General features: G+C 70.0%; 21 protein-coding genes. 10 read left to right on the top strand and 11 right to left on the bottom strand.

The window, feature by feature from the left end:
- Positions 1-427 precede the first annotated feature (427 nt).
- The 3 genes from OG252_RS49190 to OG252_RS49180 all read right to left on the bottom strand — a co-directional run bounded on the left by OG252_RS49190 (position 428) and on the right by OG252_RS49180 (position 3,994).
- Complete coding sequence (locus OG252_RS49190) at positions 428-1,603, bottom strand: amidohydrolase family protein (RefSeq protein WP_329344656.1); 1,176 nt, start codon at positions 1,601-1,603, stop codon at positions 428-430.
- A gap of 247 nt (positions 1,604-1,850) precedes the next feature.
- Positions 1,851-2,765, bottom strand: a complete 915-nt coding sequence (locus OG252_RS49185; RefSeq protein ID WP_329344655.1) for a LysR family transcriptional regulator — start codon at positions 2,763-2,765, stop codon at positions 1,851-1,853.
- Positions 2,766-2,800: 35 nt separating this feature from the next.
- Complete coding sequence (locus OG252_RS49180) at positions 2,801-3,994, bottom strand: FAD-dependent oxidoreductase (RefSeq protein ID WP_329344654.1); 1,194 nt, start codon at positions 3,992-3,994, stop codon at positions 2,801-2,803.
- A 431-nt stretch (positions 3,995-4,425) separates the two neighbouring features.
- Between OG252_RS49180 and OG252_RS49175 the strand changes: the two genes are divergently transcribed.
- Together OG252_RS49175 and OG252_RS52525 are read left to right on the top strand one after the other, a co-directional pair.
- Positions 4,426-4,905, top strand: a complete 480-nt coding sequence (locus OG252_RS49175; protein WP_266446631.1) for a MarR family winged helix-turn-helix transcriptional regulator — start codon at positions 4,426-4,428, stop codon at positions 4,903-4,905.
- Between the two features lie 122 nt (positions 4,906-5,027).
- Entirely contained in the window at positions 5,028-7,475 is a 2,448-nt protein-coding gene (locus OG252_RS52525; RefSeq protein ID WP_443068469.1) for an MFS transporter, read from the top strand.
- A 306-nt stretch (positions 7,476-7,781) separates the two neighbouring features.
- Here the strand turns inward: OG252_RS52525 and OG252_RS49160 are convergent, their stop codons facing one another.
- From OG252_RS49160 to OG252_RS49150, 3 genes are read right to left on the bottom strand one after another with little or no spacing between them, the layout of a single operon-like run.
- Positions 7,782-8,474: a 3-oxoacid CoA-transferase subunit B gene (locus OG252_RS49160; protein WP_266446628.1), complete on the bottom strand. Its 693-nt coding sequence runs from the start codon at positions 8,472-8,474 to the stop codon at positions 7,782-7,784.
- Positions 8,471-9,166 carry a 3-oxoacid CoA-transferase subunit A gene (locus OG252_RS49155; RefSeq protein ID WP_329344653.1) on the bottom strand — a complete coding sequence of 232 codons (696 nt, stop codon included), beginning with the start codon at positions 9,164-9,166 and terminating at the stop codon, positions 8,471-8,473. Before OG252_RS49155 ends, OG252_RS49160 begins: the two co-directional genes overlap by 4 nt.
- A complete protein-coding gene (locus OG252_RS49150) occupies positions 9,163-10,368 on the bottom strand; it encodes a thiolase family protein (protein WP_266446622.1) in 1,206 nt (401 codons plus the stop codon). The genes OG252_RS49155 and OG252_RS49150 overlap by 4 nt, the downstream gene beginning before the upstream one ends.
- 71 nt (positions 10,369-10,439) lie before the next feature.
- Here OG252_RS49150 and OG252_RS49145 point away from each other — a divergent pair, with 71 nt between their 5' ends.
- On the top strand, positions 10,440-11,321 hold the full coding sequence (locus tag OG252_RS49145) for a LysR substrate-binding domain-containing protein (protein ID WP_329344652.1): 882 nt from the start codon (positions 10,440-10,442) through the stop codon (positions 11,319-11,321).
- A gap of 511 nt (positions 11,322-11,832) precedes the next feature.
- Here the strand turns inward: OG252_RS49145 and OG252_RS49140 are convergent.
- Together OG252_RS49140 and OG252_RS49135 are read right to left on the bottom strand one after the other, a co-directional pair.
- Positions 11,833-12,255, bottom strand: coding sequence for a GlcG/HbpS family heme-binding protein (locus OG252_RS49140; protein ID WP_266446616.1), 423 nt, complete (start codon positions 12,253-12,255; stop codon positions 11,833-11,835).
- Between the two features lie 176 nt (positions 12,256-12,431).
- A complete protein-coding gene (locus tag OG252_RS49135; RefSeq protein WP_266446613.1) occupies positions 12,432-13,073 on the bottom strand; it encodes a TetR/AcrR family transcriptional regulator in 642 nt (213 codons plus the stop codon).
- 296 nt (positions 13,074-13,369) lie between these two features.
- On the opposite strand from OG252_RS49135, the gene OG252_RS49130 reads away from it, so the two are divergent.
- The 7 genes from OG252_RS49130 (at position 13,370) to OG252_RS49100 (ending at position 20,577) form a co-directional block, all read left to right on the top strand.
- Positions 13,370-14,662 carry a Rieske 2Fe-2S domain-containing protein gene (locus tag OG252_RS49130; protein ID WP_329344651.1) on the top strand — a complete coding sequence of 431 codons (1,293 nt, stop codon included), beginning with the start codon at positions 13,370-13,372 and terminating at the stop codon, positions 14,660-14,662.
- 9 nt (positions 14,663-14,671) lie between these two features.
- Entirely contained in the window at positions 14,672-15,634 is a 963-nt protein-coding gene (locus tag OG252_RS49125) for a PDR/VanB family oxidoreductase (protein ID WP_266446609.1), read from the top strand.
- Positions 15,631-16,035, top strand: a complete 405-nt coding sequence (locus OG252_RS49120; protein ID WP_266446607.1) for a nuclear transport factor 2 family protein — start codon at positions 15,631-15,633, stop codon at positions 16,033-16,035. The genes OG252_RS49125 and OG252_RS49120 overlap by 4 nt, the downstream gene beginning before the upstream one ends.
- A 142-nt stretch (positions 16,036-16,177) precedes the next feature.
- Positions 16,178-17,668, top strand: coding sequence for an aldehyde dehydrogenase (locus tag OG252_RS49115; RefSeq protein ID WP_329344650.1), 1,491 nt, complete (start codon positions 16,178-16,180; stop codon positions 17,666-17,668).
- A 236-nt stretch (positions 17,669-17,904) separates the two neighbouring features.
- Positions 17,905-18,501, top strand: a complete 597-nt coding sequence (locus OG252_RS49110; RefSeq protein WP_329344649.1) for a nuclear transport factor 2 family protein — start codon at positions 17,905-17,907, stop codon at positions 18,499-18,501.
- Between the two features lie 58 nt (positions 18,502-18,559).
- Positions 18,560-19,627, top strand: a complete 1,068-nt coding sequence (locus OG252_RS49105; RefSeq protein WP_329344648.1) for a maleylacetate reductase — start codon at positions 18,560-18,562, stop codon at positions 19,625-19,627.
- 11 nt (positions 19,628-19,638) lie between these two features.
- Entirely contained in the window at positions 19,639-20,577 is a 939-nt protein-coding gene (locus OG252_RS49100; protein WP_329344647.1) for a dioxygenase family protein, read from the top strand.
- Between the two features lie 531 nt (positions 20,578-21,108).
- On the opposite strand, the gene OG252_RS49090 is transcribed toward OG252_RS49100, so the two are convergent.
- From OG252_RS49090 to OG252_RS49080, 3 genes are read right to left on the bottom strand one after another with little or no spacing between them, the layout of a single operon-like run.
- Positions 21,109-21,657 carry a VOC family protein gene (locus OG252_RS49090; protein WP_266446591.1) on the bottom strand — a complete coding sequence of 183 codons (549 nt, stop codon included), beginning with the start codon at positions 21,655-21,657 and terminating at the stop codon, positions 21,109-21,111.
- A 59-nt stretch (positions 21,658-21,716) separates the two neighbouring features.
- Positions 21,717-22,535: an SDR family NAD(P)-dependent oxidoreductase gene (locus OG252_RS49085; RefSeq protein WP_266446588.1), complete on the bottom strand. Its 819-nt coding sequence runs from the start codon at positions 22,533-22,535 to the stop codon at positions 21,717-21,719.
- A 33-nt stretch (positions 22,536-22,568) separates the two neighbouring features.
- Positions 22,569-24,266: a thiamine pyrophosphate-binding protein gene (locus OG252_RS49080; RefSeq protein WP_329344646.1), complete on the bottom strand. Its 1,698-nt coding sequence runs from the start codon at positions 24,264-24,266 to the stop codon at positions 22,569-22,571.
- Between the last annotated feature and the right edge of the window lie 150 nt (positions 24,267-24,416).

The raw sequence follows: 24,416 nt of genomic DNA, 5'->3' as shown, positions 1-24,416 counted from the left end.
ACAGACCACCGTGCACTACCTCAGCGAGGCACACCCTCAGGCCACCACCTCAGACGCCACCCGACCGGTGTCCCGGCCCCAAAAGCCCCGCCTGGCCCGCGAAGTCTCCCCGGCAGGTGAGAGCCCTGGCGGAAGAGACCCGGCCGCGGCCTCCCGTGGCGACGGGGAGTCCGCGGCCGGGTCGTTCACCGCACCTGCCCCGTCCCCACGGGCGGTGCGCGCCGGGCCCGCACGCCGCTCGCTGCGGGGGGCATGGGGAGGTTCTTCACGGCGTCAGCCTGCTGTTTCCGGTAACTCACCAGGCTCGTCGGGGAGTTGATCCGGCTGGGTCCGTACCGCTCTCGATCAGCGATTGCGCTGGTCGGTGAGTCTGCGGCGGCCATCTCGGGCGTGCCCAGTACGACCGTTAAGGCGGCAAGCCGGGGAATCACCGCACCCGGTGGCCCGCCCGGTACACGGCGCTGATGTCGGTGACCGCCGAGATGTCGTCGACCGGAGAGCTGCCGAGCGCGAGGATGTCGGCGTCCGCATGGGGAAGCAACACGCCCTTACGTCCGCCCCGGCCCACCGCTTTGGCCGCCTCGGAGGTCGCGCAGCGCAGTACGTCACGGTTCGCCATCCCCAGCTCGGCGAGCTGGGTCAGCGCGTGGGGGTAGACGCCGTGCGGTTTACCGGGAGAGATGCCTGCGTCGGTGCCGGGAACGACCCGGGCGCCCGAGGCGATGACCTTCGCCACAACGTCCGCCAGGGCGCCGAAGTGGGCTGCCGCGGCCGGGGCCGACGGTGTCTTGCCGGGCATGATGCCCACCGTGACGCTGATGAACGTCCCTCGCCGTACGACCTCGTCCACCAGATCCTGGCGCAGACCGACGCCTTCGGCGGTGAGAAAGGAGAAGTGCTCGATGCTGTCGAATCCGGCATCGATCACGTTCGCGATCGTCGGGACGGCATGGGCGTGAGCGGCCACGGTGAGCCCGAGCCGGTGCGCCTCGTCGGCGATCAGCCGCAGGTCTGACCGGTCGTACTGCTGGTGCAGGGAGTTGGAGCCGGGCGTCATCATGCCACCACTGGCCATCACCTTCACCACGTCACAGCCGCGCTCAGCGCGTTCGCGTACCGCGGCGCACAGCTGCTCGGCCCCCTCGGCCTCGCCGCCGAGGAAGTGGCAGTGGCCGCCGTGGGTGGTGACCGGCGGGCCTGCGGCGACGATGTCAGGGCGCTCCGTGGGCGGCACCTGCTCGCGCAGCGCGAGGGTGAGGTAGTCGCGGTCTCCGAGGTCCCGGACGGTGGTGACACCGGTCGCCAGCGTGGTCGCCGCTGAGACGCGTGCGGTCTCCAGTACGGCCTCGCGGTCGTCGGACGCCACATGTTCCACAGCGTCCTTGGTGCCGTCCCAGCACAGATGCACGTGCGCGTCGATCAGCCCGGGAAGCAGCCACCCGTCCGGCCCGAAGTCCGTCACCGCCGCGTGCTCCGGTGGTGCCGCTCCCGTGAAGTCCACGTCGCGGATCACGCCGTCCTCGACCAGCACCATGCCCGATTGCCTGACGTTCACGCCGTCGAAAACATGCCCTGCCCGGAGCGCCAGCAGCTCGCTGCGCATAACAGTCATCTCCAAGAAACCGCAAAGTGGGGGGGTGGGGGGAACCATCTCAGTCATCGCAGGGCACACCGAGGGTGGATGAGCCGTACCGGTCGGTGGGACGACTCGGAACACTCGTCGTACGCCAATGGCGTGCTCACGAGGCCAACTCTCGCCGCTGACCAGGCGTTTGGGGAACGAGAGATCACCGATGGCGGGCATAGACGAGATCAATACCGTCGCGGAAGCCCTGCCTCGAGGGCTCCGATCAGCTGTGCGGTGTGTCGTGGTGTACGGCCTCTGCCCTCCCCGCGGCAACCCGGCGGCCGGCCTCGACCGCGGTCTTCCTCAGCCAGATGTGTGCGGGGTCACGGTCGTGCATGGGGTGCCACCACAGGGACTCCACCAGCCGTCCCCCACTGAACGGCAACTCGAGGACGGCCGTGCCGCTGGCGGCGGAAAACAGGCGGGCGGCACGTTCGGGTACCACGCCCACCCGGTCGGTGCCGGCGATCAGGTACGGCATGGTGAGGAAGTTCTCGATGGCGATCTCGACCCGCGGTTCCAGTCCCTGGGCGTGCAGTCCGTGCAGGGGCGAGAAGCCCGCGGCCGGGAAGTGATAGGGCAGCACCCAGGGGCGTGCGACGAGCTCTTCCGGGGTCGGCGACGCCGACGTGACGGTGTCGGAGGAGACCACGCACACCCAGCGGTCCTCGTACAGGTCGATGGCCGGGACGTTCGCCAACAGGCCCTGCGCCAGCACCATGCCGTCAACCGTGCGCAGATGCTCGGGAGCACGGTGGACGATGTGCGGGGTGTTGTGCTGGAACCGCAGCCGTACCTCCGGCGCCGCGTCGCGCACGAGGGCGGCCAGCGTCCGGCCGAAGGTGGCCAGATGCATGTCCGTCACCACCAGGGTGAACTCGCGTCGCGCGAAGGCGGGGTCGAAGGCGGGGCGGGTCTCGAAGACCCGGTCCGCCGAGCCGAGCGCCAGCGCCGTGTGCGCGGCCAGGCGCTCGGCCAGCGGGGTCAACTCGTAGGTGTTCCCCACTCGGGTCAGCAGTTCGTCGCCGAAGTGGCGGCGCAGCCGGGCCAGCGCGGCACTCACCGTGGGCTGACTCAGTCCCAGCCGCTGGGCCGCCCTCGTCACACTGCGCTCCTGCAACAGCGCGTCCAACGGCACCAGCAGGTTCAGATCCAGACCGGCTGACCGTCTGATCAGGACCCTCCCTCGAGAACAGCCACACCCGGCTGGGACGTTCCGATGCGGGAGTTCCACTCCAGCAGCCGGGCGAGCTCCTCATCCCGGGGGCCCGCCGCAGGCGCTTGACCGGTGCGGGACGGTGTGTGGATGCCGCGGGAGATGTTTCCGCTGACGGTGGTGTTGTGTTCCACGCGCGGGCGGCGAAGCGTCTCGTAGACGGACAGCGCGGTGTCCGTGTCGGGTGCGTCGCGCAGTGCTTTGGCGAGGATGACGGCGTCCTCCATCGCCATCGAGGCCCCTTGCCCGGTCGCCGGTGAGGCCGCGTGGGCGGCGTCGCCGACGAGCAGCATCCGTCCCGAGCGCCACGGCGCCCCGGTCGGTATCTCGGTGGCGTTGGTGACCAGGATGTCGTCGGGGGTGGCCGCGACGATGCCGGCGGCCGCGGTGGCATCGTCGCGCAGCAGCGGCATCAGCAGGTCGCGCCACCGGCCAGGCGTGCCGTGCGCGATCACATCGGCGGCCAGGCGTTCTCCGGCCACGCGCGCGAACCAGTAGGTCTGCCCGCCGGGCGACACGGCGTAGCCGAAGGCGGCAGCGCTGCCGCGCACCATGGTGATGCGCTCGGCGTCGGCCTCCTCGGCTCGGGAGGTGTTGGTGGTGTAGCCGTAGAATACGTACTCGCCCGCGTAGCACGGTTGTGTGGCTGGAGCGATCGTCCGGCGGACGGTGGAGTTCAGGCCGTCGGCGCCGATGAGCAGGTCGCCGGTCGCGGTGCTGCCGTCGGTGAAGTGTGCGGTGACGCGGTCGGGGCCGTCCTGGACGGACGCCACCGAAGCGCCGTGCCGAATGGTGATGCCCCGGTGGGCGGCCTCGGTCTGCAGGGCGGCGTTGAGTTCTCCGCGACGCAGGCACCGGTACCGCAGGACCGGGTTGTCGGCCTCGCCGAGCGATCTCTGCGCGAGCTCGGTGCCCGTGCCGTCGAGGACACGCATCGAGGTCAGCGGGAAACCGGTCGCGGTGACCGCGGCGGAGGCGTCGATCTGGGCGAGGGCCCGCATACCGTTGCTCGCCAGCGTGAGGAAGGCGCCGATGTCCTCGGCCGAGTCGGGGTGCGCCTCGTACACGGAGACGTCGAAGCCTGCCTTGTGCAGGGCGAGGGCCGTCGTCGTACCGGCGACCCCGCCGCCGATGACAAGTATCCGGGTCACTATGTATCCGGCTCCTCCGTGTATGGCTTGGGTGAGCTGCGCGTGTATGCGGGGAACGTGCGGGTGAACCGACGGGGTTCCCGTGCGCGTGATGTGTCCGGCTCGGGACGTGCACCCCAACTGTGGCCGCTCGGCGACCTGTTCGCGAGGGGCTTCATCTCGGGACTTCCCCGAGGAAGGTACGCGACTCAGCATACGATGAGACGCCGAGGGCACTCCCACGCGGTGCGGAACGGCACCGCGTTGACGGGGCCATCGCGGGTGTCGTGATCGGCATCGAGAGCGAACGTGCCGACGGCGCCGCAGTCCTGCCACCGAACTGTCGCATGGCGCCGCGGTCTCGACGGGACTCTGGACGGTGATCCCAACATGGCCGCTCTCGACAATCAGTATGTTGACATAGGTGTCTCCTCATATATAACTTGGCGGGCGTGTCCGGAGTCAGCGAGGCTCGCCCGAGCCAGAGCATCGGCCACGTGGCCGAAGGCCTCGTGGCGTGCCTGCCTGCGCTGAACCGGTCCATCGAACGGGGCATCGCAGGCCAACTGCCCTACCCCAAGCTCCCCGAGCGCCAGCTGGCGCTGCTTCAGTACGTCGCCGAGCACGACGGCGCCACCGTCCACGAGGCGGCCGGCGCGCTGCGGATGATGCCGAACAACGTCAGCGCCCTGGTCACCCGCCTCACCGACGCGGGCCTGCTGGAACGACACCAGGACGACACCGACAAACGCGTCGCACACCTCTGCGTCACTGCCAAGGCCCGTCAACGCATCGGCGAGGTCGAGAACATCGCGGCGGGACAGCTCGCGTCCGCGCTGCGTACCCTCACCGACGGCGACCTCGAGGCCCTCGGCTCGGCACTCGGCGCCCTTGAGGCACTCTCCCGGCGGCTGCGCGACCACGTCGCCTGACCGGTCCGACTCCCCGTACGACCGGTGCCCTTGCCGCTGCTGCGGCCGTGCCGGGTCGTGCCGCCCCTCCCATGTCCACGCGCCCCCATCTGCGCGCCACACGTCCCGAGGACACCTCACTTATGCCTGTCACCGCTGTCTCCACAGCGCCCTCTCCCGTATCCACTCCCCACCCCCGCGGTCTCCGCGCCAACCCGTGGCTGACGCTGGTCGCCGTCGCGTTCGGCCTGTTCATGGTCGGCCTCGACGGCTCCGTCGTCTCGATCGCCAACGCCGAGATCGCCCGCGACCTGAACGCCACCACCGCCGAACTGCAGTGGGTCACCAACTCCTACCTGCTCGCCCTCGCCGCCGCCCTCATCCTCGGCGGCAAGCTCGGCGACCGCTTCGGGCGCCGCACCCTCTACCTCATCGGCGTCGTCGGATTCACGGCCGCGTCCGTCGCGATCGGCCTCGCCGGCTCGATCGAGGGCGTCATCGCCTTCCGCGCCCTGCAGGGCCTCTTCGGCGCGATGCTCATGCCCAACACCCTCGCGCTGCTGCGCGCCGTGTTCCCGCCGAAGAAGTTCGGCATGGCGGTCGGCATCTGGGCGATGATCTCGTCCGTCTCCACCGCGCTAGGCCCGATCGTCGGCGGACTGCTCGTCGAGCACGTCAACTGGGAGTCGGTCTTCTACATCAACGCCCCCATCGGCGTCATCGCCCTCGCGTTCGGCCTCATGGTTCTGCCGCCGTCCAGGAACGAGGCAGCCGCGAGCGAGAAGTTCGACGTGCCCGGCGTCGTACTGCTCGCGGGTGGACTGCTCGCCGTCGTCTTCGGCGTCGTCAAGGGCGAGACGTGGGGCTGGACTTCGGCCGGCACGCTCGGCGTGATCGCCGGGGGCCTGGTCGTCCTGGTCCTCTTCGGCTGGTACGAGACCCGCGTCGAGCACCCTCTCCTGCCCATGCGCCTGTTCCGCAACCCGGCCCTGACCATCGGTACGGTCGTCACCGCGCTGAACTTCTTCATCCTGCTCGGCGTGATCTTCTTCGTGATGCTGTATCTGCAGAACGTACGCGGCTTCACGCCCGTCGAGGCCGGAGTGCGCACCCTGCCGCTCAGCCTCGTCTCCATGGTGGCCTCGCCGCTCGGCGCGAAGCTCACCGAGAAGTTCGGCCCGCGCCTGACCATGCCGCTGGGGATGGTGCTGCAGGCCGGCGCCGCGTTCGCGATGCTCTCCTGGAGCGCCGACTCCTCGTACGCCACCATGTGGCCGCCGTTCGCCGCGCTCGGCCTCGGCGTCGGCGTGGTGATGTCCGCGTCCTCCGACGCGATCGTCGGCAACGCCCCCGTCAAGGACGGAGGCGTCGCGGGCGGCCTGCAAGCAACCTCGCTGCAGATCGGCGGCGCGCTCGGCACCTCGGTGCTCGTCTCGATCATCAGCAGCCGCGTCGGCTCCACGCTCAACGACTCGCTGACCGACGCGGGTGTGCCCGGCTCGGTCGCCGCTCGTCTCGATGAGGCCAAGGACGCGGTCGCGATGGGCGTCGCCCCGGTCACCGACGCGATGCCCGCACAGCTCAGGGCAGCCGTCACCGAGGGCAGCCAGACCGCCTTCATGAACGGCGTCCACACCGCCGTCCTCGTCACTGGCATCCTCGCCCTCGTCGGCGCCGCCCTCGCGGCGCTCGGCCTCCGCGGCCGCCGCGACGAGCAGGTGTCGAGCCCGGTTCTTTCCCAGGCAGCGCCCGTCGACACCGCGGCCCAGCCAGGCACGACGGCCGTCCCGACGGCGACCGCGAGCGTCACCGCCGAGATCCCGTCCCCGGGCGGCACACCGGTCAGCGGCCGTGTCCGTGGTGCCGAGTCGGCGCCCGTGCCGCGGGCCGCCGTCACGCTGATCTCGCTGGGCGGGCGGCAGTTGGGCCGCGTGGTGGCCCAACAGGACGGCTCGTACACGGTGGAAGCGCCGAGCCCGGGCAGTTACGTGCTCATCGCCTCCGCCGAGGGCTACCAGCCGCAGGCGTCCACGGTCGTGGTCGGCGACGAGCCGGTCTCGTACGACATCCTGCTCTCCGGCACCAGTGAACTGCTCGGCACCGTCACGTCGGCCGACTACAAGGAGCCGGTCGTCGGCGCCATGGTGGTCGCGGCCGATGTACGCGGCGATGTGCTCGCCGCCGGACTGACCGACACGGACGGCACCTTCAGCTTCGCCGAAGTGGTGCCCGGCCAGCTGACCCTCGCGGTGACCGCGGCCGGCTACCGGCCCGTCGCACTGCCCGTCGAGGTCACCGTGCAGGGCGTCACCAGGACCGAGATCGAGCTGTCCTCCGGCTCGCAGGTGCAGGGCGTGGTCACGGCCGCGGGCCGGCCGCTGAACGACGCGCGGGTCACGCTCGTCGACGCGGCCGGCAACGTCGTGGCCACCGCGACCACCGGCGAGGACGGCGGTTACGCCTTCACCGATCTGGACGGCGGCGAGTACACGGTCCTCGCGACCGGTTACCCGCCGAAGGCCACCCACCTGACCGTGCACGGGTTCGGTGTGGACGGCCACGACATCGAGCTCTCCCACCCGGGCGAGTGACGGCCGCCGGGCCGGGCGCGCGGAGAGCGAAGGCGCGCCCGGCCCGGCGGCGAAGAACCCTGGACCCGTTTTCCCCCCAGGCCTCCGTACGGTTCTGCAGAGGCAGGCCCGGCTCGGCGTCGACGCCGAGCCGGGCGAGGGAAGCGCCAGGCTCATCAGGTTCATCCCACGGCGCCCTTTGGGCACATGTCGGCCCGGGGGGTGTCGTCGACCGGCGAGCTGCCGAGTACCAGGAGATCTGCGCCCGCGCCGGGGCACAGCACACGCTGGTCGGCATCTACGAACGGTGCACCTCGGCTGACTGGCCTAGGACAGCGTGATGCCGAGTCGCTCCGCCAGTTCGTGGACGCCGACGCCGTACGTCTCCCGGATCCGTACCCCGTCGGGACCGACGTCGAAGACGCCGTGGTCCGTGTAGACGCGGCTGACGCAGCCGACGCCGGTGAGCGGGTAGGTGCACTGCGGCACGAGCTTCGGCTCACCGGAGCGGGTGAAGAGCGTCATCATCACGTAGACGTCCTTGGCGCCGATGGCGAGGTCCATGGCGCCGCCGACGGCAGGGATGTCGTCGGGCTTTCCGGTGGTCCAGTTGGCGAGGTCGCCGTCGAAGGCGACCTGGTAGGCCCCGAGGACGCAGACATCGAGGTGCCCGCCGCGCATCATCGCGAAGGAGTCGGCGTGGTGGAAGTACGCCGCTCCCGGCAGCTCGGTCACCGGGACCTTGCCGGCGTTGGTCAGGTCGGGGTCGACCGCGTCGCCCTCGGCCTTGGGGCCCATGTTGAGCATGCCGTTCTCGGTGTGCAGCACCACCCCGGAGTCGGCCGGCAGATGGTCCGCGATCTTGGTGGGCTGCCCGATACCGAGGTTGACGAAGGCGCCGGCCGGGATGTCACGTGCGATGACGGCGGCCAGTTCGTCCATCGAGAGCCGGTGGTCCGCGCTCCTCGGCGCCCCGGCGTACGCCTGGCCGCTGGACGTGGTGGTTGACGTGGTGGTCATCGGGCCCCCTGCACGGTGTAGTGACGGGCCGTCACCTGGGCGATCCGGTCGACGTAGATGGACGGGGTGACGATGGCCTCGGGGTCGAGCTTTCCGGGCTCGACGACCTCGTCGACCTGGACGATGGTCGTCGTCGCGGCCGTGGCCATGACCGGGCCGAAGTTGCGGGCGGTCTTGCGGTAGACGAGGTTGCCCATCGCGTCCGCGACGTGCGCGCCGATCAGCGCGTAGTCGCCCTTGATGGGGTACTCCAGCAGGTACTTGCGACCGTCGATCTCACGCTCCTCCTTGCCCTCGGCCAGCGGCGTGCCGACCGCGGTCGGACAGTAGAACGCGCCGATGCCGGCACCGGCCGCGCGCATCCGCTCGGCGAGGTTGCCCTGCGGCACCACCTCCAGCTCGATCTTCCCCTCGCGGTAGAGGCCGTCGAAGACCCAGGAGTCGGCCTGGCGCGGAAAGGAGCAGAGCACCTTGCGCACCCGGCCGGCGGCCAGCAGCGCGGCCAGCCCGACGTCACCGTTGCCGGCGTTGTTGGACACGATCGTGAGGTCCTTCGCACCCTGCCGGATGAGCGCGTCGATCAGATCGAACGGCATGCCGGCCAGGCCGAAGCCGCCGACGAGGACGGTGGAGCCGTCCTCGATCCCGGCGACCGCCGCGTCGGCACTCTCGACTATCTCCGCCCGGCTCACTGGGCCGACTCCGTGGCGTCGCAGTTCTCGAGTACGACGGCCAGCCCCTGACCGACCCCGATGCAGATCGCGGCGACGCCGTAGCGCTGCTTCGTCTCGCGCAGCACCTTGGCCAGCGTGGCGAGGACGCGACCGCCCGAGGCGCCCAGCGGGTGCCCGATCGCGATGGCGCCGCCCTTCTGGTTGACGATGGCGGGGTCGATCTTCCAGGCGTCGAGGCAGGCGAGCGACTGCACGGCGAAGGCCTCGTTGAGCTCGACCGCGCCCACCTGGTCCCAGCCGATCCCGGCCCGGGCCAGCGCACGGTTCGCGGCCTCGACCGGGGCGTAGCCGAAGGCCTGTGGCTCCAGCGCCATCACACCGCGGCCGGCGATGCGGGCGATCGGGTCGGCCCCGATCGAGGCCGCGGCCTTCTCGCTGCCCAGCAGCACCGCGGAGGCACCGTCGTTGAGCGGGCTGGCGTTGCCCGCCGTGATGGTGCCCCCCTGCTCCGCCGTACGGAAGACCGGCTTGAGCCCGGCCAGCACCTCCGGCGTGGACCCGGCTCGGATGCCCTCGTCGCGGGTCAGGCCCACGCCTTCGACCGGCACCACCAGGTCGTCGTAGAAGCCCGACTCCCACGCTGCGTGGGCGAGTTGGTGTGAGCGGGCGGCGAACTCGTCCTGCCGCTCGCGGGAGATGTTGAAGCGCTCCTGGAGCTGTTCGTTGGCCTCGCCGAGGCTGACCGTCCACTCCTTGGGCATCCGGGGGTTGACCAGCCGCCAGCCGAGCGTGGTCGAGACCGCGGTGACGTCACCGGCCGGGAACGGCTTCGCCGACTTGGGCAGCACCCACGGCGCACGCGTCATGGACTCCACGCCGCCGGTCAACACGACCTCGGCGTCTCCGGACTCGATCGTGCGACTGGCCGTCATCGCCGCGTCGAGGCTCGAGCCGCAGAGCCGGTTGACCGTGGTGCCGGGCACGCTCACCGGAAGCCCGGCGAGCAGCGCCGCCATACGGCCGACGTTGCGGTTCTCCTCGCCGGCGCCGTTGGCGTTGCCCCACACCACGTCGCCGATCGCGGCGTGGTCGAGGCCCGGCACCTTGGCGAGCGTAGAGGTGATCGCGGCGGCGGCGAGATCGTCGGGGCGGACGCCGGCCAGCGCGCCGTTGAAGCGGCCGAACGGAGTCCGCGTCGCGGCGTAGATGAAAGCACTCATGGCAGCGACGCTAGTCCCGGGGCACGATATTCTGAAGTACGCATATCCGAGCCAATTGATACGGACAACCTATGGATCTGCGTCACCTGCGGTACTTCGTCGCGGTGGCCGAGGAGCGCCACTTCGGCCGCGCCGCCGAGCGGCTCAACATGGCCCAGCCGCCGCTCTCCACGCAGATCCGCCAGCTCGAGGCGGAACTCGGCGTCGAACTGCTCCACCGCACCACCCGCCGTGTCGACCTCACCGAGGCCGGCCGGGCCTACCTCGAGCGGGCGCGCGCGATCCTCGACGACGTCGACGAGGCCGCTCAGCACGCACGGCTCGTCGCCGCCGGCTCGGTGGGCCACCTCGCCATCGGGTGCGTGGGCTCGGCGACGTACAGCCTCCTTCCCGCGCTGTCGCGGCGGCTTACGGAGGAGCTTCCCGGCGTCGACTTCTCCTTCCGCGGGGAGATGCTCGCACCCGACCAGGTCGAGGCGCTGCGCACCGGCGCGATCGACGTCGCGCTGCTGCGCCCTCCGGCCGCCGACCTCTCCCTCACCATGCACACCCTGCGCCGGGACCGGCTCGTCGTCGCCGTACCGGTCGACCACCCCCTCGCTCGCCGGAAACGGCTACGCATCGCGGACCTCGCCGGTGCCGACCTGATCGTGCACTCCGCCGACCGCCGGTCGGTGATGTACGACGTCGTGCTGGGCCTTCTGCGCGACGCCGGCGTCGAGCCGCACATCCGCCACGAGGTCGGCGAGACCTCGACGCTGGTCACGCTCGTGGCCGGCGGCCTCGGCGTCGCCGTCGTGCCCCAGCCCGTGACCGCGTTGGCGCTCGACGGCGTCGTCTACCTACCGCTGGCCGGGGCCGACGCCCGCGTGGAGCTGGCCGTGGCCCACCGCCCCGACCGCTCCGAGCCACACCTGGAGCGCACCGTGGGGATCATCCAGGCAATGTTCTGAGACGTCCGCCGACACGGGGCAAGGCCCCGCTGGGCGGGACAACCCTGCCCGGCGACGTCGGGTGGGCCAGTGGGCCGGTGGGCGCCGGCCTGCGAAGCTGCCGCCCCAACGGCCGGCCCTCACCCCTGGGCTCGGCCTTCACCGAAACTCATCCCCGCCAGGAAGACGACATCGAGTGCTCAGAGCTGTCGACTCCGGCAGCGCCGCACATGTGATCCCGATGGTGGTGTCGTCACCGTGGCCGGTGCGCGCCGCGGTCTCGTCGGGCCGCGCGAAGAGTCCGGCCCGGATCGACACCTGCAGGGTCGGCCGACCGCGGAAGCGCGCCGACTGATGTTCGGCCGCCAATGACCAAGGCGCAGGTCAAACAGCTCGCTTACATCGGCCGGCGCATCCTGCACGCCGTCGCCCCCGTCCACTGCGACGGTGACCGCGGACAAGGCCCCCCATGTGACAGGCGCAGGTCGGCGGCGACGCTCAGCAAAGCCGCCGTACCGACCAGGAGGCAGGCCTACGCCACGATCTTCGCGACGGAGTCGCGAGCCTGCTGCGCGATGCGGTCGTCAGTGGTGTCGTCCGCCCCGCCCACGCCGATGGCGCCGATGACCTCTCCGTCGGCCGTCACGATCGGCACGCCGCCGGCGACCGGCAGAAGGTTGGAGTCGACCAGATGGGGCGGCGCCACCTGCATCTGGGGGGACGCGGCGAAGACCGCGAACTTGGCTGTCGGGACACCGCTCACGGCCGAGGTGTAGGCCTTGCGTCGCGCGGTCTCCACGCCCAGGAGTCCCACGCCGTCGTCACTGAGGAGAACCTTGGTGACACCACTTCGGTTGACCACGACAGCGCACACCTTGTGCCCCTCGGCCCTTCCTGCTTCCAGAGCGGCGAGTGCGGCGCCGTGCGCGATCTCGTAGCTGAGCGGCTCTCGCATGGAGCGGTTCCTTCCCTTGACGACCGAAGAGTCATCAATCGGCCGCCTTCCGCGGATTTCTTGGGCAGCCTCGGTCCAGGCGTTCGCCGACCCCGGAGGCGCCAGAAGCCCGCTCAGTATGTCGCCGCCCGACGCGAATGTGAAGTGGGGATCGCATTCACATCGGCGGCCACGGCTCACTGCGCAGGCGCGCCAAGCAGGTACAGGCGGGCGACATTCACCAGCTCGTCCGTGAGCTGACGCCACGTCAGGGGGCGGTCGGACTCGAACAGTTCGCCGTACAGCACGCGGTTCTGACAGGTCCCGTAGATCAAGCGATAGACGACATCCAGGCGCACCTCCGGCTCCGGCGCGTCGATCATCGGCACGATCGGCTCCAGGAACTGCCGGAAGACACGGTCGGCGTCGATGGCGGCCTCGGACCCGACCCGAGCCACTGCGGGATCGGTGGCGCCCGCGGCCAAGAAGACGCGCATCAGGCGCTCGTGCGCTTGATACGTCTCGGTGAGTCCGGCGACCGCCGAGGCGACCAGTGCGGCCGGATCCGTGCGCAGCGGAGTGAAGCGGCGAATGATGTCGGCGCGAAACTGGTCGATCATGTCGTGCTGCAAGGCCGCGATCAGACGGTCCTTGTCGCCGAACCGCCGATAGACGCTGCCCACCGAGACGCCGGCCCGGGAAGCGACGGCCGCGACGGTGAGCGCCTCGGTGCCACCCTCTTCGAGCAGGGCCGTGCCTGCCTCCAGGATCCGCTGCTGGGTCAGCCGGCTGCGCGCCTGCTGCGCCGGTGGCAGATCGAGCGACGATTCGGTACTCACCGCCCCAGCGTATACGCCGCCAACACCCCCTCCGGCAGCCCCCGCACGGGGCGGCACCGGACGGCGATCAGCGGTGCGCTTGACCGGCATCCTGCCCCGACCAGGCCTTCAGCCGGTCAGCCCTTCCCCGGCTCACGAGCACCTGAACGTGACCCTTGACGCACTCGCAGGTTAAATGCGAATGTGAATTAACAATCCTATTCGAGGTCGCACACGACGCTGCCCTCGCAGGTGATCCCCCACAGCCCTGCATGCGCGCCACCGCTGTGCGCCCGAGCCGCACGGGAGACAGAACGATGACCACCACTTCAGAGGTCGACACCGGCACGGCCTACGGCCGCCCGAAGCCCTCGTACAACACCCGCCTGCGCGAGGTCGGGCCCGGCACCCCCATGGGCGAGGCGCTGCGTCGCTACTGGCACCCGATCGCCAGCTCGGAAACGCTGACCGCCGGTGCCCTGCCGCAGAAGACCCGTGTACTGGGCGAGGATCTGGTCGTGTTCCGGGACGGGCAGGGCAACCCCGGTGTCGTGATCGAGCGCTGCACCCACCGCGGCGCCAGCCTCTTCTACGGCCGCGTCGAGGACGACGGCATCCGCTGCTGCTATCACGGCTGGAAGTTCGACGTCCAGGGCCGCTGCATCGAGCAGGCATGCGAACCGGGCCTGGGGCGCAGGCGCGACGCTGCCCGTCAGCCGTGGTACCCCGTCGAGGAGCGCTACGGCCTGGTCTTCGTCTACATGGGCCCGCCCGAGCTCAAGCCCGAACTCCCCCGCTACGACGTGCTGGAGAACCCCGCGGAGGACGAGAGGTACTTCGCCAGCTGGCCGGTCCCCCACGCCGCGGTCCTCGGCATGCCGACGGACTTCAGCTGGCTCAACATCTACGAGAACTCCGCCGACCCGGTGCACGTGACCTGGCTCCACTCCACGCACAGCGGGTACCAGATGATGGGCACCGGCACCTTCGGCTACCCCGAAAACTTCTTCGACGCGTCCCTCATCGCCGACCGTGTGACGTACGAGCGCACCGACCACGGACTGAAGTACACCCAGCGATTCGAGGTCGAGGGCGAGGCCGGCGAGGTCACCGAGTGCAGCTTCGCGGTCGAGCAGCACCTTCCCAATGTCTTCGGTCTCCCGGACTTCGTGAAGATGACCTTCGACGAGCGGCCGGACCAGTTGCTGTGGGTCGTGCCCTCCGACGACACCAGCCACCGGCTCTTCTTCTCGATCCGCACGAACGATCCCGAGCGCATGGTCCGCTTCGTCATCGGCATCACGCAGAACGGCAAGCAGAACCACGAGCTGACCGACGAGGAGCGCCAGAAGTTCCCCGGTGACGCGGAGGCCCAGGGCTCGCAGGGAGCGATCACCCTCGACTCCGAGGAGACCCTGGCCACCGGAGACCGCGGCGTCGTCATGCTGCGTCGCATGCTTCTCGCCATGGTCGACGACGTCGAGGCCGGGCGTGACCCGATCAACATCGTCCGCGACGCGTCGGAGGTCCACCGCACCCAGTCCGGCCTGTTCACCCTCGGCAAGCGCCCGGCGGGCGACGACGCCGCGGCCGCCGCCGCCGCAGTCTGAGCAAGAACGATGAGCAACGAGTGGCTCGACACCATCGTGGTCGCCCGGCACGACGCTACTGCCCGGATCGTGGTGCTCGATCTGGTCAGTCCCGCCGGCGCCGAGCTCCCGGAGTTCGCCGCCGGCGCCCACGTCGACGTACTGGTGGACGGTGCCGCCGGGCTGGTCCGTCAGTACTCCCTGTGCGGGCCGCCGCACGACCGCGCCCGCTACCGGCTGGCGGTGCTGGCCGAGGAGGCGTCGCGCGGCGGCTCGCTGGGAATGCACCGGCTCCGTGCGGGCGACAGACTGCGGATCTCGCGTCCGCGGAACCGGTTCGGGGTCTCGGACCAGGCGCGTCGCCATCTGCTGATGGCCGGCGGAATCGGCGTCACTCCCCTGTTGGCCATGGCACACGAGCTCGAAGCCAGGGGCGCGGAGTACACGTTGCACCACTTCGCTCGAAGCCGGCCGGATTCGGCGTTCCTCGACGAGTTGGAGCAGAACCCCCGCGTTCGGCTCCACTTCGACGACGGCCCGGACGACCAGCGCTTCATCTCCGCCACCGACCTCGGTCCGCCCGACCCGGACACGGCGATCTACGTCTGTGGCCCCGGGGGCTTCATGGACTTCGTGATCTCCCTGGCACTCGGAGCGGGATGGCCCGCCGAAGCGATCCACAAGGAGCGCTTCGCACCCGTGGAAGACGCCGCCGCGCACACGGCCGGCACGACGTTCAGGGTGCGGCTGGCCAAGACCGGCGGCGAGTACGAGGTCAAGGACGGCGAGAGCGTCCTCGACGTCCTGCTCGCGGGCGGCGTCGACGCCCCCTACTCCTGCCAGCAGGGAATCTGCGGCGAGTGCATCGTGCGCGTACTCGCCGGAGAGCCCGACCACCGCGACGACATCCTGACCGACCGTGAGCGCGCCGACGGCATGTTCACCACGTGCTCATCGCGAGCACACTCACCGATTCTGGAGCTCGACCTATGACGACCGCATCCACCCCGACCACCACGACCGTCCAGGCGATCGAGCAGGCAGAGGCCGCATGGCTCGCGGCTCTCACCGAGGGCGAGGAAGCGATGACCGCCCTCATGCTGGAGGACAGCCGGGCCGTCCATGGCCCGGTCGGAAAGATCGACGACGGCAAGACGTTCGCCCATTTCACCTGGACCCGCCGCCGGCACGTTTTCGCGAAGGCCGAGGAGCTCAGCATCACGGTGCACGGCACGACCGCGATCACCACGTGCCTCCAGGAGATGCACATCGTCTTCGACGAGAACCTCCCGCCGTTCCCGGTGCAGGAGGCGGTGACGCGGGTCTGGGAGGAGACCGCGGAGGGCTGGCGCCTGGCGCACCTGCACCAGGCCAAGCGCATGCCGCCGGGCTGAGGCCCAGGAAGACCGACCGCCCTGTCCCTCATGCGCTGTTCGATGAACGGACATGAGGGTTCAGGGCATGCCTCCGTGGGCGGAGAGTTCGACATGCAGGGTTCGTGCGGCGATCGCCGCTGTTGTGGAGATGAGGCAACACATGTCAGCCACTGAGACCGAGGCACCCACGTCCGGCGCGGTCCGGACCAGCGACCTCCTCATCGCGGGCGAGCACGTCGCGGCCAGGGACGGCCGCTACTACGAGACGACCGAAGCCCTGACCGGTGAACCGATCGCGCGGGTCGCGGCAGCTTCCGTCGACGACGTCAACCTCGCGGTGGACGCCGCGGCGGCCGCCTTTCCGGAATGGTCAGGCCTTCCGCCGGCCGCGCGACGGTCGGTTCTGGAACGTGCGGCCGTCCTGCTCGGCGAGCGCACCGACGAGATCGTCGCCACGATGAGCCGCGAGATGGGCGCCACTCTCCCCTGGTGCGGCTTCAACGTGCACGTAGCGAAGGGCATGCTCATCGAGGCGGCAGCCCAGGCCTACTCGGCCGTCGGCGAGGTCATCCCGTCGGACGTGCCCGGCCTCACCGCCCTCGGCGTACGTCAGCCGGTCGGCGTCGTCGTCGGCATCGCACCGTGGAACGCGCCGCTGATCCTCGGCGTACGCGCCATCGTGTGGCCGCTGGTGTGGGGCAACACCGTGGTCCTGAAGTCCTCCGAGCAGACGCCGCTCACCCACGCCGCCATCGTCCAGGTACTGCACGACGCCGGTGTGCCCGCCGGAGCGGTCAACCTCATCAGCAACGCGCCCGAGGACGGTCCGGGCGTCGTCGAGGCGCTGATCGCCCACCCCGCCGTGACGCGCGTGAACTTCACGGGATCCAGCAGGGTCGGCCGAATCATCGGCGAACTCGGCGGTCGCCACCTCACCCGTGTGGTCCTCGAACTCGGCGGCAAAGCACCGTTCCTGGTGCTTCCCGACGCTGATCTGGAAGAGGCCGCTGCGGCGGCCGGCTTCGGTGCCTTCATGAACCAGGGCGAGATCTGCATGTCGACCGAGCGCGTCATCGTCGACACAACCGTCGCCGACGAACTCTCCTCCCGCCTGGCCGAGCGTGCCGCCAAGCTGGTCGTCGGTCCCCCGAGCGACCCCGCCTCACAGATCGGTCCGCTGGTCCACGCCACCGCCCGCGACCACGTCGTCGCGTTGATCGAGGACGCCCGCGCCAAGGGCGCGCAGGTCCTGGCGGGCGGCACGGCCGACGGCCTGTTCGTGCAGCCCACCGTGCTGCGCGGGGTCACGCCGGACATGCGTATCTACACCGAGGAGACCTTCGGACCGGTGGTCTCGATCATCGAGGTGGATTCGACCGACGAAGCCGTCGCGGTCGCCAACGACACCGAGTACGGACTCTCCGCCGCGGTCTTCGGCAAGGACGCGGCCGCCGCGCTCGACGTGGCCCGCCGGATCAGGTCCGGCATCTGCCACATCAACGGCGCCACCGTGCACGACGAGCCCCAGATGCCCTTCGGCGGTGTCGGCGCCAGCGGCTGGGGCCGGTTCGGCTCCCGCGCCGCGCTGGAGGAGTTCACCGAGCTGCGCTGGATCACCATCCAGTCCGGCTCCCGGCACTACCCGATCTGAGGATGCGACAAGGTCGTACGGCGCACGCGACACGGCGTGCGCCGCGCCCCCGGCCCTCGCTCCCATGGCTGTGGTGCCTTGCCGCGGCCTTCAGCCCGCCGGTGGCCGCGGCATGGCTGGCGGACGCCCGGGAGACAGAGGCCTCCCAGCAGCTCGACCGAGAGCTGGAGGAGTTCTTCCGGTCCGCCTGACGCGTCCCCTCTACCAGGGATCTCCACCCCTCCAAGGAGTCAACAATGCCGCAGGCCGACACCGACCGCCACGAGATCCGGCAGCTCATCGAGAACTGGGCGCTGTGGCGCGATGCCGGGGACTGGAGCCGCTTCGCCACGGTCTGGCATCCGCGCGACGGCTGGATGACCGCCACCTGGTTCCAGGGAAGCGCCACCGACTTCATCAAGGCCAGCCTTGAAGGCTTCGACAAGGGAGTCAGCATCCTGCACTTCCTGGGTGGCCACACCGCGGACATCGTCGGCGACCGAGCCATCGCTCAGACGAAGATGACCATCAACCAGCGCGCGAGCATCGACGCCGTCGAGGTCGATGTCGTCTGCACCGGCCGCTTCTACGACTTCCTCTCCCGCGACGAGGGCCGCTGGACCATCGTGCGCAGGCAGCCGATCTACGAGAAGGACCGGCTCGACGTCGTCGACCCCGCTGCCTCACTGACATTGGATCCCGAGCTCCTGCGTCGGTTTCCGACCGGATATCGGCACTTGGCCTACCTTCAGACCAAGGCGGGCTTCACGGTGAAGAACGGGCTTCCCGGCCTCACCGGCACCGCAGTCGAGCAGCTCTACTCCGAAGGCACACAATGGCTGACCGGGGCCTGATGCGGGCCGTCACCCGCATGCGGTCGACCCAGCCGAAGACCTACCCGAGGAACAAACGATGAGGTTCACACACGAGACCCTTCCCCAGCGGGTGGTGTTCGCGGCCGGGGAGTCGCCCCTCGCCGTGGCGGCGGAGGTCGAGGCACTCGGCGGTTCCAGGGTCATGCTGATCGCGTCGGACCGCGAAAAGGAGCTGGCCGACCCGATCGCCAAGGAGATCCCGGTCGTACTGCGTCACGACGAGGTCGTGATGCACGTGCCGATCGAGGTCGCGCGACGAGCTCGTCAGGCGGCGGCCGCCGCCGACGCGGACATCCTGGTCAGCGTCGGCGGCGGCTCGACCACCGGTCTGGCCAAGGCGGTGGCGATGACCACCGGGCTGCCGATCGTCGCGGTACCCACCACGTACGCCGGCTCGGAGGCGACCAACGTCTGGGGCCTGACCGAAGGCGACACCAAGACCACCGGTGTGGACAACGAGGTACTGCCCGCGTCGGTCGTGTACGACGCCGGTCTGCTGACCACGCTGCCCGGCGCGATGACCGTGGCCAGCGGCCTGAACGCGATGGCGCACTGCGTGGACTCGATGTGGGGGCCTCGCGCCGACCCGCTCGACCGGGCGCTGGCCCAGGAGGGCATCCGCGCACTGGCGACCGGCCTGCCTGCGGTGGCCGACGACTCGACGAGCGTCGAGGGCATCGAACAGATGCTGTACGGCGCCTACCTCGCCGCTGTCTCGTTCGCCTCGGCCGGCTCGGGCATGCATCACAAGATCTGCCACGTCCTCGGCGGCATGTTCAACCTCCCGCACGCACAGACCCACGCGGTCGTGCTGCCCTACGTGCTGGCCTTCAACGCCCCGCACGCCCCGGAGGCGGAGGCCCGTATCGCCGAGGCCCTCGGCGCGGTCTTCAACACCCGGGCGGCGGGCGCCGGCCTGGCCGCATTGCGCCAGGTGCTGGACGCGCCGAAGGCGCTGCGCGACTACGGCATGCCCGAGGACGGCATCGCCAAGGCCGTGGGGCCGATCATGAAGGCGGTCCCGGCCAACAATCCCACCCCCGTCACGGACGAGAACCTGACCGCGCTGCTGAAGGCGGCGTGGGCCGGCGACCCGATCGACTGAAGGAGGCCGTCATGGGTACCCACGTCAACCCCGGCTCGGCCCAGGCCGGTGACCACGGCACGATCCACCGCGAGGTGTCGCTGGAGCAGCAGACAGTCGAGCAGCGGCTCGTCGACAGCGTCGTGGCCTCCTTCGGTGCCTGCCAGGACCCGCGGCTGCAGGAGCTCATGGTCTCCCTGGTCAAGCACCTGCACTCCTTCATCCGCGAGGTCCGGCTGACCGAGGAGGAGTGGGGGACGGCGATCGACTTCCTCACCAAGGCCGGCCACATCACCGACGACGTCCGGCAGGAGTTCATCCTGCTGTCCGACACCCTCGGCGCGAGCATGCAGACGATCAACATCAACAACCAGGCCTACGAGGGCGCCACCGAGGCGACCGTCTTCGGACCGTTCTTCGTCGAGGACTCCCCCGCGATCGAACTCGGCGATGACCTCGCCTTCGGTGCCCCCGGCGAGCCCTGCTGGGTCGAGGGCACCGTCACCGACACCGACGGCACCCCGCTGGCCGGTGCGCGGATCGAGGTCTGGGAGGCCGACGAGGACGGGCTCTACGACGTCCAGTACGACGCCGGCAAGCGCGCCGGCCGGGCGCACCTCTTCTCCGCGGCCGACGGCAGCTACCGCTTCTGGGGCCTCACCCCGACGCCGTACCCCATTCCGAACGACGGACCCGTCGGCAAGATGCTCGACGCGGTCGGCCGCTCACCGCTGCGCGCCAGCCACCTGCACTTCATGGTGTCCCACGAGGGGGCGCGCACGCTGGTGACCCACATCTTCCCCGAGGGCGACCCGATCGGCCGCAAGGACACCGTCTTCGGCGTGAAGGACTCACTGATCAAGCGGTTCGAGCGGCAGCCCGCCGGCACGCCGACGCCCGACGGCCGCGTCATCGACGGCACGTGGAGCCGGGTGCGCTTCGACATCGTCCTCGCCCCCGTGGACGTATGAAGCGCCTGCCGCCCCGACCGAGGAGGCGGCTCCTGCCGCGCGGGGCCGCGCAGCGGCGCGATGGCTGCGAGTCCGCTTGTCGACCGTCACGGTGCGCCGGACACCGTTGACCGTCAAGGAGACAGGCGTGCCGGGCGGGGCGTCCGCGGCGGCTACTCCGACAGCGGTGGTCGTGGCGATCGAAGTGCGCCGGGTGGGCACCGATTCGGACTCGGTGGGGGCACGGATGTGTCAACGGCTGTGCCGCTCCGCGAAGGCTCAGGCAGGCCTCGAGCTCGACGCCCTGATCCTCCGGGCCCGGCGAAGGCGATGGCGGCCGCGTCGATGGTGGTCTTGCGCACGGAGTGGGCGGACGGCGGCTGTGCGGGGCGCGGGCCCGCGAGAACACCGGCTCACAGCAGCGGAAACCACGCCCATCTCTGCCGCCGGAGACCGGAGTTCGTGCTCGCCCACTCCGAGCGGAAGAGGGCGTATGCCCTTCCAGGAGCCAGCCACGCGTCTCGCCGCACGGCCGTCCGCCCGGCCCAGTGGTCAGGCCGGCAGCAACTCCGCGAAGTCGCGCAGAGGTCGCGCCCCGTCCCAGTCGACTGATGCCCGCCAGACGGAGGTGAAGATCCCTCGCGTGATCTCGTTGTCCTCGACGAGCTCGATCATCCCCGGAGCATCTTCACCGGTGTCCAGGAAGAAGACCTCACCCCCTGGGGCACGATCGTGGAAATGCACTGACGCTCCCCTCGCCTCACGACGTTCGACCTCCTCCCGGACGTTCGGCACGGCCTTGGCGACGTGATGGAAGCCGTAACCACGGTGTTCGTAGGCGTCCTTGTAGATGGAAGGCTCGTCGTCGAGGGTCTGGATGAGCTCGACCATCAGGTGCCCCGAGAAGGCGAGGGCGAGGGCGAACTCGGCCTTCCCCGGCTCACCACGGTAGGTGGAGCCCTCGCCGCCTATCCTCCCGTTCACGAACCAGGGCCCGACGCCGAGTTCGTCGGTCCACCAGCGCATCCCGGCAGTGAGGTCGGGGACCGTGTACGCGACCTGGATGATGGCGTCGGTCGGCTGGCCGAAGGGAAACTCCATGGTGGTTGTCCTCGCGTGGGTCCTGTGGCGCGGTTGGTGATCGACAGCGGCCGTCGCCACTACGTCGGCGGGCGGGTGAAACCGGTGGCGCCGCCGTCCACCGGGAGGGCCGCACCTGTGATGTAGCCGGCTTCGGACGAGGCAAGGAAGAGCACGGCGTCGGCGAGCTCGTCCGGTTCTCCTTCTCTGAGCATGGGAGTGCTGAGCCTGACCCGCTCCCGGAAGGCGTCGGCTCCGCCGGGCGGAAGGCCCGTCGTGCGTTCGGCGATGTCGGTGTTCATGCCGCCCGGAATGACGATGTTGACCCGGATTCCTTCGCCGATGACTTCGGCGGCGAGGATGCGTGTCAGGTGCTCGAGTGCGGCCTTGCTGCTTCCGTAGGCGGCGATTCCGGCGCTGGCCCTTCGACCGGCTGCCGAGCCGCAGAAGACGACGGCCCCGCCGGGTGCGAGCAAGGGCCTGAGGCCCTGCATGAGGAAGAACGAGCCCTTGACGTTGGTGTCGAACACCATGTCCCAGGTGGCTTCGTCCATGTCGGCGAGGCGTTTGATGCCCGCCTGCCCGGCATTGAGGAAGGCGGCGTCAAGGTGGTCGACTCGCGCGGCGACCTCCGTGACCGCGTCCTTGATGCCGGCCACGGAGGAGAGGTCGGCCTGGACGGTGATCGTGCCGTCGCCGATCAGGTCGCTCGCGGTCTTCAGCTGGTCCGGGTCGCGCGCGATGATGACCACGCGTGCACCCTCGCGCGCGAACGCCTGTGCGGCTGCCAGGCCCAGTCCTCTGCTGCCGCCGGTGACGAGGCAGGTCTTCCCGAGGAAGCGCCGACGCCGGTCCTCGACGGCCAGGTCGCGACTTCCGGCGTCAGTCGTGTCGTTCATGGTTCTCCTTCGTGGGGGATCAGGAGTGGCAGCTCATCCGTCGATCTCGATGCCGCCGAACGGAGCTCCGCCATTCAGGACGCGCTCCTCCGGAGGAATGGGCCCAAGGCTCACGCGCACGTCGATGCAGGTCGGTCGGCGGGCCGCGAGTGCGGCCTCGATCGCCGGGCGGAGCTGGTCGAGTTCTGTGACGTCGACGCCGTCCGCGCCGAGAGCTCGTGCCACGCCGCTGTAGGAGCCGTTCTGCAGGCGGTTGTTGGTGACGCGGTCCTGTCCGAAGAGGAACTGCTGGGTGTGCAGGGTGGCGCCCCAGGCCTGGTTGTTGAGGACGATCACGACGACCGGGAGTCCCGCCCGGACGAGGGCGTCGAACTCGGCGAGGCTGTAGCCGACGGCGCCGTCGCCGGTGACGAGGATCGTCGCCTTGTCGGGGGCCGCGTACTGCGCTCCCAGAGCCACGCCGAAGTTGCTCCCCATCGAGCTGAGGTAGCCGTGCCCGAGGTAGTGGGCCAGCGGCGCGAGTGCGATCGTCTCGGAGAGCCACAGCTCGGTCAGGGCGCCGTCGACGACCACGGTGGCGTCGTCGGGGACGCTCTCGGCGATCGTACGGACCGCGAGGTACGGGTGGATCGCGTCGTCCGTGTGCTCCTCGGTTTCGGCGGCGAGTGCGGACCGCCGGGTGGCCGAGACGTCCCGCAGCGTCCCCAGCCAGTCGTCGCGCCCGGAGGGCACGGGGCTGTCGCCCAGGCGCTCGTTCAGCACGCCGATCGTGCCGACCGGGTCGGCCTGGATGCCGAGTTCGACATCCTGCAGCCGGCCGAGTTCACGGCCGTCGGGGTCGATCTGGAAAATGCGCGAACTCTTCGGGAGCAGTCGGCCCGTGCCGAACTGGGTGGTCATTCCGAAGCGCAGCCCGAGCAGCAGGACCAGGTCGGGCCGCTCGTCGTCGGGGACGGTGGCCAGGGTCTGGACGAGACCGACGTGTTGCTCGGAGCCGACGATCGCCCCGAGTCCCTCCCAGTCGGAGAAGAGGGGCACTCCCGTACGGGCCGCGAACTCGTGCAACTGCGCCCGTGCCTCGGCGGTGACGAAGGACTTGCCGACCAGCGCGATCGGCCGCTGAGCGGCGCCGAGCGCATCGATGATCCGATCGACGCCACCTGCGGGGGCGATGCCGGTGGCGTCGATCTCGAGGCGGTAGTCCTCGACCTCGTCGACGTCGACCTGCTGGCGAAGGACGTCCCAGGGAATGTCGAGGAGCACCGGGCCCTTGGGCTCCGACTGTGCGATGCGGACCGCCTGGGCGACCAGACGGGGGATCAGCTCGGCACGGGTGACGCGGTGCGCGAACTTGGTGACCGGGGCCGCCATGGCGACCTGGTCGAATCCGGCCTGCTGGTCGTTGATCTGATCCGTCTCAAGAGGACCGGAGCCTGCGATGTACAGGACGGGGGTCCGGTCCAGATGGGCGTTGGCGATGGAGGTCAGGACGTTGGTGAAGCCGCCACCGGCCGTGACGACGGCGACCCCCAGGTCCCCGGTGACCCGCGCATAGCCCTCGGCCGCGTGGCCGGCGTTCATCTCGTGGCGCACGTCCACGATCCGAAGCTTGGCGTCCAGGGCATCCTGGAAGATGCCGTCGACGTGTGCTCCGTTCAGACCGAAGGCGACATTGACTCCGGCTCGCTGCAGTGTTCGCACGACGAGCCCACTACCGGTTGCGGGTGCCATTCGGTGATCCGCCCTTCTGGACGTACGCAGGGTTACTACAAAAATTGCTGGGGACAGGGCCGTATCGCGGGCCTTCCGTACCGGAGTCTCGGGCGTGGCCTGGATGACGACAACGGCTGTGTTCGTTGGATGGTCAATGCCTTGTTCGGC

The organism is Streptomyces sp. NBC_01352, from assembly GCF_036237295.1.
Lineage (GTDB): Bacteria > Actinomycetota > Actinomycetes > Streptomycetales > Streptomycetaceae > Streptomyces > Streptomyces plumbiresistens.
This window is presented reverse-complemented; position numbering and strand designations above follow the sequence as displayed.

Coding starts and splice junctions, on each gene's coding strand:
- OG252_RS49190 (WP_329344656.1), bottom strand. CDS start 1,603: ATGCGCAGCGAGCTGCTGGCGCTCCGGGCAGGGCATGTTTTCGACGGC.
- OG252_RS52525 (WP_443068469.1), top strand. CDS start 5,028: ATGCCTGTCACCGCTGTCTCCACAGCGCCCTCTCCCGTATCCACTCCC.
- OG252_RS49160 (WP_266446628.1), bottom strand. CDS start 8,474: ATGACCACCACGTCAACCACCACGTCCAGCGGCCAGGCGTACGCCGGG.
- OG252_RS49150 (WP_266446622.1), bottom strand. CDS start 10,368: ATGAGTGCTTTCATCTACGCCGCGACGCGGACTCCGTTCGGCCGCTTC.
- OG252_RS49145 (WP_329344652.1), top strand. CDS start 10,440: ATGGATCTGCGTCACCTGCGGTACTTCGTCGCGGTGGCCGAGGAGCGC.
- OG252_RS49140 (WP_266446616.1), bottom strand. CDS start 12,255: ATGCGAGAGCCGCTCAGCTACGAGATCGCGCACGGCGCCGCACTCGCC.
- OG252_RS49130 (WP_329344651.1), top strand. CDS start 13,370: ATGACCACCACTTCAGAGGTCGACACCGGCACGGCCTACGGCCGCCCG.
- OG252_RS49125 (WP_266446609.1), top strand. CDS start 14,672: ATGAGCAACGAGTGGCTCGACACCATCGTGGTCGCCCGGCACGACGCT.
- OG252_RS49120 (WP_266446607.1), top strand. CDS start 15,631: ATGACGACCGCATCCACCCCGACCACCACGACCGTCCAGGCGATCGAG.
- OG252_RS49115 (WP_329344650.1), top strand. CDS start 16,178: ATGTCAGCCACTGAGACCGAGGCACCCACGTCCGGCGCGGTCCGGACC.
- OG252_RS49110 (WP_329344649.1), top strand. CDS start 17,905: ATGCCGCAGGCCGACACCGACCGCCACGAGATCCGGCAGCTCATCGAG.
- OG252_RS49105 (WP_329344648.1), top strand. CDS start 18,560: ATGAGGTTCACACACGAGACCCTTCCCCAGCGGGTGGTGTTCGCGGCC.
- OG252_RS49100 (WP_329344647.1), top strand. CDS start 19,639: ATGGGTACCCACGTCAACCCCGGCTCGGCCCAGGCCGGTGACCACGGC.
- OG252_RS49090 (WP_266446591.1), bottom strand. CDS start 21,657: ATGGAGTTTCCCTTCGGCCAGCCGACCGACGCCATCATCCAGGTCGCG.
- OG252_RS49085 (WP_266446588.1), bottom strand. CDS start 22,535: ATGAACGACACGACTGACGCCGGAAGTCGCGACCTGGCCGTCGAGGAC.
- OG252_RS49080 (WP_329344646.1), bottom strand. CDS start 24,266: ATGGCACCCGCAACCGGTAGTGGGCTCGTCGTGCGAACACTGCAGCGA.